This window comes from Candidatus Sulfurimonas baltica (assembly GCF_015265455.1).
Lineage (GTDB): Bacteria > Campylobacterota > Campylobacteria > Campylobacterales > Sulfurimonadaceae > Sulfurimonas > Sulfurimonas baltica.
In genome coordinates this window covers 680,624-693,623 of sequence record NZ_CP054492.1, presented here as the reverse complement: position 1 = coordinate 693,623, position 13,000 = coordinate 680,624, and the positions used below count along the sequence as shown (strand labels likewise).

13 protein-coding genes are annotated in these 13,000 nt (G+C 24.9%); 2 read left to right on the top strand and 11 right to left on the bottom strand.

Features of this window, described 5'->3' with window-relative positions; translation table 11 throughout:
* The first annotated feature begins 188 nt into the window (after positions 1 to 188).
* Positions 189 to 1,532 carry a tyrosine-type recombinase/integrase gene (locus tag HUE88_RS03430; protein WP_194371092.1) on the top strand — a complete coding sequence of 448 codons (1,344 nt, stop codon included), beginning with the start codon at positions 189 to 191 and terminating at the stop codon, positions 1,530 to 1,532.
* Between the two features lie 71 nt (positions 1,533 to 1,603).
* Here HUE88_RS03430 and HUE88_RS03425 read toward each other — a convergent pair whose 3' ends face one another.
* Positions 1,604 to 1,786, bottom strand: coding sequence for a hypothetical protein (locus HUE88_RS03425; protein WP_229860141.1), 183 nt, complete (start codon positions 1,784 to 1,786; stop codon positions 1,604 to 1,606).
* A gap of 96 nt (positions 1,787 to 1,882) precedes the next feature.
* Here HUE88_RS03425 and HUE88_RS03420 point away from each other — a divergent pair, with 96 nt between their 5' ends.
* Entirely contained in the window at positions 1,883 to 2,269 is a 387-nt protein-coding gene (locus HUE88_RS03420) for a hypothetical protein (protein ID WP_194371088.1), read from the top strand.
* A 315-nt stretch (positions 2,270 to 2,584) separates the two neighbouring features.
* Here HUE88_RS03420 and HUE88_RS03415 read toward each other — a convergent pair whose 3' ends face one another.
* From HUE88_RS03415 to HUE88_RS03370, 10 genes are all read right to left on the bottom strand, one after another.
* The gene (locus HUE88_RS03415; protein ID WP_194371086.1) at positions 2,585 to 6,937 is read right to left on the bottom strand and encodes an ATP-dependent helicase; all 4,353 of its coding nucleotides are present in this window, start codon (positions 6,935 to 6,937) and stop codon (positions 2,585 to 2,587) included.
* A 4-nt stretch (positions 6,938 to 6,941) separates the two neighbouring features.
* Positions 6,942 to 7,313: a hypothetical protein gene (locus HUE88_RS03410; protein WP_194371084.1), complete on the bottom strand. Its 372-nt coding sequence runs from the start codon at positions 7,311 to 7,313 to the stop codon at positions 6,942 to 6,944.
* 17 nt (positions 7,314 to 7,330) lie between these two features.
* A complete protein-coding gene (locus HUE88_RS03405) occupies positions 7,331 to 8,314 on the bottom strand; it encodes a V-type ATP synthase subunit I domain-containing protein (RefSeq protein ID WP_194371082.1) in 984 nt (327 codons plus the stop codon).
* 9 nt (positions 8,315 to 8,323) lie between these two features.
* Complete coding sequence (locus HUE88_RS03400) at positions 8,324 to 8,584, bottom strand: hypothetical protein (RefSeq protein ID WP_194371080.1); 261 nt, start codon at positions 8,582 to 8,584, stop codon at positions 8,324 to 8,326.
* 97 nt (positions 8,585 to 8,681) lie between these two features.
* On the bottom strand, positions 8,682 to 10,802 hold the full coding sequence (locus HUE88_RS03395) for a hypothetical protein (RefSeq protein WP_194371078.1): 2,121 nt from the start codon (positions 10,800 to 10,802) through the stop codon (positions 8,682 to 8,684).
* Between the two features lie 20 nt (positions 10,803 to 10,822).
* The gene (locus tag HUE88_RS03390; protein ID WP_194371076.1) at positions 10,823 to 11,155 is read right to left on the bottom strand and encodes a hypothetical protein; all 333 of its coding nucleotides are present in this window, start codon (positions 11,153 to 11,155) and stop codon (positions 10,823 to 10,825) included.
* Positions 11,156 to 11,166: 11 nt separating this feature from the next.
* Positions 11,167 to 11,385 (bottom strand): hypothetical protein, encoded by a 219-nt coding sequence (locus HUE88_RS03385; RefSeq protein ID WP_194371074.1) that lies wholly within the window; start codon positions 11,383 to 11,385, stop codon positions 11,167 to 11,169.
* Positions 11,386 to 11,470: 85 nt separating this feature from the next.
* Positions 11,471 to 11,956 carry a hypothetical protein gene (locus tag HUE88_RS03380; RefSeq protein ID WP_194371072.1) on the bottom strand — a complete coding sequence of 162 codons (486 nt, stop codon included), beginning with the start codon at positions 11,954 to 11,956 and terminating at the stop codon, positions 11,471 to 11,473.
* 40 nt (positions 11,957 to 11,996) lie between these two features.
* Positions 11,997 to 12,533: an antirestriction protein ArdA gene (locus HUE88_RS03375; RefSeq protein ID WP_194371070.1), complete on the bottom strand. Its 537-nt coding sequence runs from the start codon at positions 12,531 to 12,533 to the stop codon at positions 11,997 to 11,999.
* Between the two features lie 124 nt (positions 12,534 to 12,657).
* A complete protein-coding gene (locus HUE88_RS03370; RefSeq protein WP_194371062.1) occupies positions 12,658 to 12,975 on the bottom strand; it encodes a hypothetical protein in 318 nt (105 codons plus the stop codon).
* Between the last annotated feature and the right edge of the window lie 25 nt (positions 12,976 to 13,000).

The window sequence follows — 13,000 nt, the reverse complement described above, 5'->3', positions numbered from 1 at the left end:
AAGGGGAGTGTAGTAAAAAATAAAGTTTCTTCAGTGGTGGACGAGGAGAGGTTCGAACTCTCTACATATCTATATAATAAGTGCTTTAATAATATAAATTCCTCAATTATAGCTTTTTTTTCATTTTTTTGTCGTCTTTTTGTCGTCTTTTATGCTATAATCAATCTAATTAATTTAAAGGATTGTAAATGGATTTTAACACATTGCAAATTGGGGCTATAACTTCGGTTGGACAAGGAATATCTATTAAAAAATTAAATACTGGAAAGTTTTCTTATTCAGCTACTTATCGTGATAATAACAGTAAAGCTAAACGAAAAGTTTTAATGACAAAAGATAAGCATATAAATAAGCACATTACAGAGGCTCTTGTTTTAATGGATAAGTTTAAATCAAGCTTACACGGTGTAAATATACCAATAGAAAAAGAAGAAAAAGAAATTATTATAGATAATTCTTCAAATACAATTGAAAACGATTTAACTACAAATTACTTAACATTAAATGAATTAGCCGCCTTATTCTTTGAAAGTAAAAAAACAGATATGACTATAATGTTGAAACAAAAATACAATTATTTAAAAAAAGAAAAAGAATTTCAAGAAAATAGAGTAGTTCAAACTAAGTTGTATAATTTACATAAAGAAGTATTAAAATATAACAAAAATATAAGAGACAGTGAGTTAGCTTCAATTCCTGTGAATAAGATATTAAAATCAGATATATTAAAATATACTAAGAGCTATTTACCTACTAAGAACTTAGCTGAAAAATCTACTTATGACCTTATAACTAAAATAAAAAGTATAATCAACTATGCTATAAGAAATCAAATCATAGATATTAAAAACCCATTTCAAAATACTATTTTTAAAAATCCAAAAAAAGTCAGAGAAAATTCACTCTCAATAGAAGAAATTAAATTATTATTAGAAACTTGTAAAGCACACACAAAAAATCCCAATGTTTATCTATCAGTATATCTCGCTGTATTAACTGCTGGTCGTTCTAACACTATATTAAACATTAGAAAAAAAGATATTGACATAGATAAAAAAGAAATTACTCTAAATAATTTCAAAACAAATTCAAAAAGATATAGAATAGCATTAAATGACGAGGCTGTAAATTGGTTAGAAACCAAGGTTTTAGTAAATTATGAAAATGATGAATATTTAATTCGACCTATTGATCCAAGGAGAAGGAGAACCCCTCCACAACCACTAACGGTAGTTCCTAAAACTGTCTATACTATAATGGATAAATTATTTAATAAAAACTTAAACAAGCAGAATAATCAAGATAGGGATTTAGTTATCAACTTTCATTCAATCCGTAGGTCAATAGCAACTTCATTAGCTGAACAAGGAGCATCAATATACAATATTATGGTTTTATTAAATCATAGTAGTGTTAAACAAACGCAAGATTATCTTAATCTCTCAAATAAAAATCTTGCTAATGATACAAATACATTAAACAGTAATATATTTAATAATTTTGGGAATGCAAATTCTGTTATACCATATTAGAAAAAATCTATTATTTTATAATTATATTTTATAACTTCTAAGCTATATTAAATTTGTGTATCTAATTTATTTTATTTAGCCTTTAAAGCTTTTAAATTTGCTTTCTCGTCGGCAAGTTTAGCTTCAAGACTTTCAATCTTTTTTTCAGATTTAGCAATCTCTTTTTCATTTTCTTTTCGAGCTTCTTCCGCTTGAAATTTCAAAAAAACTTTATGCTCTGCTTCTGTTAATTGAACTGTGATTTTGTCTGACATCATATATCCTTTTATTTATATTTATTATTCTAACACAAAAAATTTAAAAATCTTCGTATAATCAATTATATAGGCAAATACTATGAAAGGAAAAAAATGTTTGGAACAAATAAAGAACTAACAGAAGACGAAAAATTAAAACTTCAAATTAAAAATTTTGATCGAGACGCATTAGAAGAAAAATTCTTCTCATTATTTAATAAATATAAAACTTTGATTACAGAAAAAAGTGAAGCTGAAAAATTAAAACAAGAAGAACCTAAACCGATTATTGAAGTTAAAAAAGAAATTGTTAAAACAATAGATTTTTCAATAAGTAAAAATGCAAAAAGACAAAGATACTTGCATAAAAAATATGCTGATAATGAGCGGATACTAAACGGAATTTTGAATATATATCTTGATACTAATGATAAAGATTTATTTGAATATTTGAGTAAAATTAATAAAGAACTTGAATTAAAAGAGCAAACCAATCAATAATGAATGGGTTGTGTTTGACAATCCGTAATCTGGTGGGGTTGGTTTTTGCGAAGCAATAAACCAATTCCCCGTCAGTTGTGGTATTGGCACAAAGAGGGCGAAGCCCCTTGAATACCTTATTAACCAACCCTTATATTTTCACAAACCAATAACAATGTATCAATAAATATTAAAATAAACACGAAAAATATGCAGAAATATCTATAAAATTCACTGCAATATTTTAGATTATTAGGACATACTTGGCAATAACAATTAATTTATAAGAATTTTTATAGTGTAGATAGATCTATCCGCAATTGAGTTTGGAAATTTTTAGGCTATTAACCTATTTTCACGCATTAATTCAAATATATCAATCTCTTCTTTAAAAGAATTATTCATAGCCTCATCAACATTTGGAGCATAATTATCATAGTGTTTTATCTTATCCATTCTATTTTTTAAAAAGCTGTATGTATCAAATTCGCTGTTAGATACAATCTCATTTGCCGTAATCCAACCTTTAATATACATATCTTCTACATATATTAAACTCTTTCTATTTGGTGTATTAAAATAAACTTCACTTTTTAAATTCCATTTTCCATTAAATGAGGTCCATTTAAAACTCCATTCTCTTGGAGCAAAAGATATATGTGGATTATTCATTTTTTCTCTATAAGCTTCTATCCCTTTTACATAAGCTGTTTTTTCATATTTACAAATTAATTTATCAGCTACTATTGCATTAATTAGTTTTTTATTTGTATGAATATTAATATATTTGCTCTTCTCTTGATTGCCTAAAACAAAGTTTGTCGCCAACTCCCACAAAAAATTTTCATTTTCAGTTCTGTCTTTTATAATTTCTCGAAATTTCATTTGTAAAATATCGTTTTCAATATCTTTAATATTAAAATTACTCTCCTCTAATCTACTTTGTAATTCTTTAATTGTGAGTTCGTTAGTTTTAAGCATACTGAAAATTAATTCAACGTCTTTAATAAAATCAGAATTTTTAAAATTCTCTTTAATTTGTCTTTCATAACCAAAAGTAAAATTACCGTTAATTTCTTGTTTTTCCAACCAATAGTATAAAGGCTTTCCAGTTCTCTTGACTGCTCTAATCGCCTCTGGTGCATTTTCTTGAAACCAACCATACATAATATCAATATGTTTTTGTGTAGTGTGCTTATAATTACTCATACCAGTAATTTTCACTTTGTTACCAATCATACTTTCCCAGGCATTGAAGAACTCTAATGTTTTACTATTCAATAGGTCGTCTTCCTCATTTTTAAACGCATTTTTTAGCATATATTTCCCAATATAACTTGATGGCATTGAAAAATTATTATTCAATCTTTTGTTAATATTTTTAATTTTTGTCTTGATACCTTTAAGATTTTTTTTATTAGTTTGAGTTTCTAATTTACCGTTTAAAATCATTAGTTCTTCAATTAATTTAGTGGTTTCTTCTTCACTTAGTGGTTCAACATCACTTTGATTTTTAATCTCTTGTAAATCTTGAAATTTACCATTTAGTCCAAATTCTTGAATAGTTTTATACATAGAATTTTTAACAACACCTTTAACTGCTTCATCGACAAATAATAGTATATGTCCGTGGCTTGTAAGGTTCTTATGTGCTTCTAATTGTCTAAAAAAACCAACTTCAAATTCCTCTTCAAGCTTATTTTTTTTCTTATAGTTTTGTATATCAGCTTTTAGTATTTGATAAAAATAAGTCCAAATTTTATTGATCTCTTTTGCTGAGTTAATAAAATGTTCTTGAAGATTATTGCCTTGCATTACAAAGTTCTCATTATCTTTTAAAATAGAACTGTCTCCGTATTTGCGATCTTCTTTCAATGATTTATATTTAGTTTTCCATTTATGCCAAATGCTTTTATTTGTGAATGTTAGGAAAAAAGCTCTTTTATCACTATATGCAAATTCTAAATATTTTAATTTCGCCCATCTTTTCTGTGCTTGTATAGTTTTGTTTTGATTTAAAAAGCTCCCTTTTAAAATCTCTCTATTGTATGAATATCCATTGGCATCTATACTAAAATCTTCAAGAACAGAGCCTTTTAATTTATCGTATCTATTATTGGTTAAATCAATCATTGGAAGATTGGTATTGATATTATGCATTCCTAAGACATTATGGGTAAAAAAGCTCTTTTGCTCGTTTGACTTAGTATAATATTGATTAAGCATATCATTCACAAAATCTTGATAGCTGTTTAACTTGGAATTTTTAGCTTTATTATAAATATTCTCACTTCTCTTTTGAATATATTTTTTAGCTCTATCCTTGGTTAAATCAGTATATTTTTTAGATACTACAAATTTTACGATAGATTTAAACATTTTAATTTGTTTCTCTTCAAACCAAATATCATTGATATTTTCTTCGCTCACCCAATTGCGATAATTGATAATTTTATGAACTATATCCGTGAAGTCATTGTTAATATAATCACTGTTTATTTTTCCTTTCTCAAAAAATAGACTTCTTGCAGTATCAATATTTTCGACTGCATATTTAAGGTCAAGATTATCAATCCCGTGTTCTTGTTTGAAGCTGTCTAAATCCAAAAGCATTATTTCTAAATCTTCAATCGTGATAGCATTAATATTATCAACAATATTTCTCTGCTTGTGTTCGTTATAGCTTCTAATAGTATCTTCAATAATATCAGCTCTTCTGGTTGATTTATAATTTTTCTCATACTCTGCAAAATCTAAATGTATAAAATCTATTTTTAAATCATTACGGTTCGTAAATTTTATTATATCACTGTGAGAACTCGCAAAATCAAGTTCATATTTTTTTTGCTTAGTAATAAATATTTTATCTATATAACCAGCATTGATTAAAGCACTTGTAAAACTATTAATTTTATGCTTACTTGTGATTATAAGATTTTCTTTTGCTCGTGTTATTGCCACATAATAAAGTCTTTTTTCCTCTTCAACTTCTCTATTGATTGGGAATATGCCATCTTCTTGATTATATAAAATAACAGTATTCCATTCTAAACCTTTTGACTTATGTATTGTCATAATATTAACACCATTTTTTTCAATATATAATTCATTATCTAAAAAATAATCAAGCTTATTTTCAAGTGTTTCAAGATAAATATTTAAGTTATTGTCAGAACTAAAAACTTGTAATTGTTTATCGCTCCACTTTTTAAACTTCTCTTGCATATCTTCTTCAAGTCCTCTATTTGAGAAATAAGCAACTATATTCATTTTATTCATAATCATTTCAATTACTCTTAAAATATCCAATATATTATGAGCTGTATAGTCGCCAGTAAGTCTAAATCTATTAAAATATATATCGTTTAATTCGTATCCAGCAGCAAACATTAATAAGATTGCATCTAAAAAATATTCAAATTCTCTTTCATTCTTATATTTGTATGGAACTTTCCATTTATTGAACTGCTCTTTAATCTCTTTTATGTGATTATTATTTCTTGCCAAAACACATATTTCATTAAGTTCTCTGCCACTCCTATAAATTAGTTCTGGAATTGTAAAATCACTAATATTCTCAATTACACTAATATTTTTATTCGCCACTAAACCGCTCTCTTTAACTGCATTGATTTTATTCGACTTCTCTTTCATATTTGTATCAATAAATTTATTGGAAAAATCAACTATATTTTTACTGCTTCTGTAATTTATATCCAACTGGATCACGTCAAAATCTTCTAATAGTGTTAACGACTTTTCAAAACTTGAACCTTGGAAACTGTATATTGATTGATATATATCTCCAACTAAAAATAAATTATTATGACTTATTAAATTTAGTATCTCTAAAACAATATTATTAGTATCTTGATATTCATCGACAAGAACATAATTAAAATGCTCAATTAATCTTTCTTGTATCCCTGCATCGCTTTTAATCATAAGATAGGTATATATGATAATATCGCTGAAACTCATTTTCTTATTTTTTATTTTCTTCTCAAAAAATATTTTAATTATATTAGTGTCTGTATAATTCGTCTTAACAGTCAATTTATCATTTAACAGCTCGTAGTATTCATTAATCGTATTACACTCTAATACAAGCTCTAAATGCTCGTTAATGAATTTATCTAACTTAATTGCAGTTCCAATTTTTGTAGTAAATTCTTTTTTCTCAAATTCGGGTAAATTCATATTATTTTTTAGATAATATTCATTCTTCTCTTCATTCATTATTTTAAAGTTAAAATAATTGCCGTATTCTTGAAGCAACTTAAAAAACACACTATGAAAAGTTCCCAAATATTCTAATTCTAAATCACTTCTTTCTTTAAATTCATTACTTGCTTTTTCTGTAAATGTTAAACCTAATATATTTCTACTCTTTACATTGAGTTTCTTAGTTATATATTTAATTCTCTCAACGAATACGGAAGTTTTTCCTGAACCTGGACCAGCACTTACAATTAAATTATTTTTCTTATTGTATTGAATGGCTTCAAGTTGTTTCTCATTGAATTTATCACTAATAATATATTCTTTATCACTAATAATTTCAACTGCTTTTTGGGCTTTTATAACTCTGTTAATCTCTTGGAATGATTTACCCTCTTTAAATAATTGTATCTCCAATAGAGCAATTCTATTAAATTCAATATCTTCAATTGTAGTTTTATAAATCATTAATTCATTCACTTTCTATTTTTTCATTCAATATATTATTAACAACATATAAATCATAATAATTATAAAAATTATTTTGGTATTTTTTAGTAAAATATTTTAAATTATTAAACTCGCTATCAACTATCTCTTTTGCAATTAAAAATTCTCTTATGAATTTAAAACTCTCAAATAAATTTTTGCTAATTTTTATCTTCTCTTTTTCAGAATTGATTATAATTATTAATTCATTATCCAAATAAGTATAAGTTCTGAATATCTCAAACATTCTTATAATTAATTTTCTGAATTCATTATTTTTATAATTATTTGTATTATTAAAAATATCTTCAAATATTTTATAATACTCATTCAATGTATAAATCCTGGCAATCATTTTTCACTCTTTTTTATTTATTTATTTTGAAATTTTTGAAATTCTGTTTGAGATAACCCAGCACGATTAAATAATATTTTGCATTGCTTCCAGCTTTCATTTAACAATCTTCGCTTATCAACTTCTACAATGTCGTCTATTTCTGCATTAAATCTCTTATTCATCTCTTTTTGTAATTCATAATTTTCTGTTGCCAATTGTATAAACTCTTCATCTATAATTCCCTCAACATAATTGCTAATATCTTTTAATAATTTTTTAACAGCTAAATCCTTTTCTTTATATAATGTCTTTGCAACAAAAAAGTCTCTCCATTCACTAAATGATACACTTTTGCCATTGGCTAAAAATCTATTGACAAGATTATATTTCAATTTATCATATTTATCTGTGTATTCTCTTTGCTTGCTTATAATAGAATTTTTAATAGTGTATTTAACAAACTTTTTTGTTCTTCGTGTCTTATAACTCTTAATAAAGTTTTTTAGTTTCTCTTTAATATCTGCTTCACTGTTGTCTTTTAAATCACTAAAATTATTTTCCAGTAATTCATTAATTTTATTTCCTACATTTTTATATTCATTTTCCAAATCTATTAAAATACTATTAACTTGCTCTTCAATCGTTTTAATAACTTTATTACTACTTTTATGATCACTATCTTGAAAATTTTCTTTCATACTCTCTGGGAGTTTTTTAATAATATTATTTCTGCCACTGTGCTCATTGTTTATTTTAATATTTTCAATAGTAAATTCAAAATCTTTAATCTCATAATCAATCTCTTCTAAATCATAATAATTCATAAATTTAGCTGTTTTATCTAATTTAATATCAATTAATAACTCGCTATTTAAAGTTTTATAATCAATCTTCAAGTGCAAATTATTCTTAATAATATTTAAACCTAAATTTTTTAATTTTTCATAATGATCTTGAACTAAATCATCGTTTTGTATTAAATCTAAAATTGTTTTTTCAAGCTGTTGATACTTATCCATATTTTCTCCTTAATCTAAATAATACAAATTACTTGCTATATTTTCTAAAATCAATAATTCAAAATTTTCAAGATAATCTAAATTATAATATGCTTCTTCCAGCCATTCTTCAAATTTATTATCCTCGAAATTTGTTTGTCGAACCTCTTCTTGATATAGTTCAAAATAATATTCACTTTCATTGTCTTTGCACATTAGTCTTTGAATCACCATACTCTTTAATTCTTTTTTATTTATTTTTGTATATTGCATTAAATTAGTAATTTTCATAATTGTTCCTTTGATTTTTAAAGTATTTCTATATTAAGCATAGTTAGTATAAAGAAATTAAAAAAAATTTCTTAATTTCTTATATAAATTTCATTTTCTACAAGTCATTTAATAGATTTGTAATATCATCTATTTTATGAATAGTTCCGTCTTCATTTTTATTATTATTAATTAATTGTTCCAATTCTTCAAACAACATATCTTCTTTTTTCTCTTTTATATCTTCAAGCTTTTGTATTTCAAATTCTTGTTTTTCTTTTTCTTCAAAACTCTCTAAACTAAATTCTTCAAATTCACTTTCAATTTTACTATTGTCAATCTTTTGTGCTTCTATAATGCTCTCATTAGTTTTCTTTTGTTTATGTAATTTTATTAAGCTTCTCAAATCAGGATTAATATCTATTTTTACAACTATTTCTTCTTTTTCAACTGTTTCTGTAATGAGCTGTTCGATTGGTTTATCAGTTTCATACTCTTCTTCTTCATTAATTTCAAATTCTTCTTCTTTAAGAAATTTAAAATTATCTTTTTCTTTTACTAAAAATTTATAATTACTGATTTCATTAATATTTTTTGTTAAAGTTTCGTTGAAGTCGTCTATTTGTTTTTTATAATCTGCCTCTTTTATCTCTTCTGCTTTTAATAATTTTTCATAATATACTTTGTTTTCATTTTTTAATTTTTGTTTTAATTGTATTGCTAACTTGAACATATTATTATCAATCTCTTTTCTTTGAGTAATATTTATTCTCCCCATATCAAACAAGAAGTTTTCATTTAAATATGCCGCTAAAAACTTAAAATATATAGAGTTATTCGCATTGTAATACAAGACTTCTCCTTTATTGAAATTTGAACAATCAATTCCTTTTTCATAAGCTTCACTACAAAAACTATTTGCTACATAACTTGAAGTTTTTAATAAAAAACCAATAGAAGTTTGTTTATTTAATGTTGAACTCCAATTATCTTGGACTTGATTTGATTGTCCGACTATGATTAAATACATATTCATAGCTCTGTAAAGCATTGAAAAGTCTTTTATCATTCTTTCGACTTGTTCGCCTTTCTTCCTTTCAAATTTATTTTTGCTTTCTAATGCTGACATACCAATATTGTATTCGTCTATCATTACAATAATTTTTCCACCTTTATAATTTAGCCAATTATTTTCACTCATAACTACTCTTCTATATTCGTAAACTACTTTCAATTTCACTAAAATATCTTCTAACTCATCTATTGTTGTTGAAGAAATAATTCTTTTTTCAAGCTCTTCTTTTTGGCTTGATTGTTCTATAAATTTTTCTATTCTTGAACTTTCAATACCTTTAAAATCGTGTATAAATAAAGTGTCAATTTCATTAAATGAATTTATAAAGTTTCGTAAAAATGTTGCAAAATTCACACTTTTTCCGAACCCGCTCGCTCCAATCAATTTTATATGAATGTTTAAATCACTTAATGGTAAATATTTAATAAATAAATTTCCAACTTTCTTTTCAATAGCACCTTCATCGCTTATATTGCTATAACCTAATGTCATATATCCTGCCATTGCGTATTGTTCTATATTTTTATTCAATTCCTTTACCTCTTCATTATCAATTGCTGGGAATTTATTACTAAACACGATTATTACTTTATTGTCTTCTACTCTTTTTGCTTCCATACTTGAATATCCAAAAAATTGACATAAATTTTCTTTATTTTTTATATTATTGAAGCCGTCAAAATTTACTGTTTCTCCCTTTATTAATTTAAAAGTAAAACTGTTGTTTTTTTTATCATTCTTATATAAAAAATATTGGTTTAAATTATTTGAGGCTAATCGTGATTGAACTTCTGCTTTTTTTCTAATACTATTAATCCATTTAAATATAAAAATGATAGGTAGCATTATAGAAATTAAATTAATAAATATAAATGTTATGTTTTTATCCACTAAAATATTTTTCGCTTTTTCAAACCACCATACAGCAGAGTTTGCAATAAATTCTTCTTGAAAACTATAATTAATAAATTCATTAAAAGTAATTTCTTTTAAGAATAGATAGTATCCAGATATTCCAATATAATTAAAAAAAATAAAGCTGATTATAATTGAAAAAAAACTAATTTTTGATATTAGACTTTTGTTTAAATAACCTTTTTTATTGAAATATCCAGCCTCGTATAAACGGTCCGTTGTTATAAACTCTTCTTCTTTATTCGCCATCAAAAACCCTTTAATATGATTTAAGCAACTCTTGTTAGTTCAATACCACAAGCTAAGAGTTCTTTCTTATATTTTCTATGTTCTCTTTGAGTTTGAGAATTTTGTTCTTTATTATAATATTGCTTACTTCCGCCTCTTTCTGCACGTCTTTGTTTATTTGCTTTTAATTTATCAGTGGAAATCGCAAATTGAATACTTCTTCTGCTTACATTATAAATTTCTGCTAATTCTCTTTGAGAGAATATACCCTCTTTATAAACTGTTTTAATCTCTTTTTTGTCTTCTACTGTCAATTTAACTCTTCTGTCATATTCAACATTATTTATTATATATCTATCTATTATCGCTGACATTATTTTTTCCTTTATATAATCATAAAATTATTTTTACAATCTTTTAAATATTCAATATATTCACTATGTGTATTTAATATATCTTCACTGGACCAGAACTTGATTTCTTTTTCAAGTGAATTAATAAAAAAATTCTCAATTTCTATAATTAATTTACTGCTTAAAATTTGATATTCAAGTATTTTATGTTCTAATTCTTTATAATCACATTCAAAAAAATATCCTTTCATAATTCCATTATTTCTTAGAATATTGTGTATGTGATTTAATTGTTTTAATAATAAGTTTCTCATTCCTTTTCTTAATAGATATACCCTATATTGAGGTATATACATATCCTACTTTTGGAATTTCGCTGTATTCAAATCTCAATAAACTATCCCATACACGGTTATAATCTATGAAGTTTAAAACTTTCTCATTTACGTCTCCAAATATATTTACTTCGCTTATCATATAGGTGCAAAATTCTTTCAAATCCATTTTGTAAGTATCAAGCTCGTCATTGTGTTCTAAACACCATTTAAGCTCTAAACACAAATCATATGATATTAATTCAAGCTCTTTAAATCTGCTTTCTTCAACTCCGTATGCTTTTTCTGCATATTCTTGATTAGTAATAAGGTTAATTTCTAATTTATGTTTTAAATCTTTTAATGTAAATTCGCCAGTATTGAATTCTTCTTCTAATGCTTCTGCTTCTGCCAGCATAATTGTTTGATCACCTAATATTAAACTATATGTTCGCATATTCTCTGTAATTAGCGTTTCAACCATATCATAAAATTTTTGACTATTCATAATTGTTCCTTTGCCATATTTCGGGCCTTTATTTTATTTTTTAATTCATACAAAAAGATATATTATTATCTTCCACATAGCCCTCATAGCTTAAATCTCTCGCAAGTTTTTGATAGTCAATATAAAACATTAATTTTTCGTTTATATTACCGAACAAACCTTCTTCAACCATTTCATAAGCCCAATCTTCAAGTGTTCCCTCAAAATAGTAAGTGTCTTCATAACTCTCAATAGCTTCTTGAAATGTGCTTCCGTTATTCATTAAAGCACTCACTAATTTAATTTCTGTTTCGTTTAATTCATTCATTTTTGCATTTATTTCTATCAACTTATCAAGATTAAAATATTCGTCAAACTGCATATTAAAATCACTGTTGTCAATTTCCCAATCAGTAATCAGCCACTCTTCCATTTCGTCTTCATATGTTAAACCATTTGCTTCAATTTTCTCTCTTGTATATTCGTATAAATCTTCCAATAAACTTTCAGAACTTGTATAGTTATTTAAATCTGCATTGAAATCAAAACTCCAACCTCTGTTATGTGTTCCGTGTTCTCTAATATAAATAGTAATCATTGATAATTCCTTTTGGCTATTTGCCTATTTTTTTTAATTTTCTTCTTCATTGTTTCGCTAAATTTCTTACAAAAATATTTAATTTTTACGTCAAACATTTACATTATAAATATTTTTAAAATTTCTATTTCTTATCTACATAATTCTTTATTATATATAGAATTATTTCTTTCATATTAAAAAATTCATTATCTTCCTTCGTTATTTCAAGCAACTTATTTTTATATTTTTTTAGTATTTCAACATTCATTAATTCTTCGTTTATTTTGTTGTAATCTGCACTTTTTTTATAAAACTCATTCTCATAAATAAAGTTTTTTATTTCACTTTTTAGTAAATCTTTTATTGAACTATATTTTGTGTCTTTTCTTAATAATTCTTTCAAATCAACTTTCAATTTTTTATTTATATTTAGAGAAAGTTGTGTATAGTTTATTTTCATTTTATCAACCTTTTTATATTTAGAA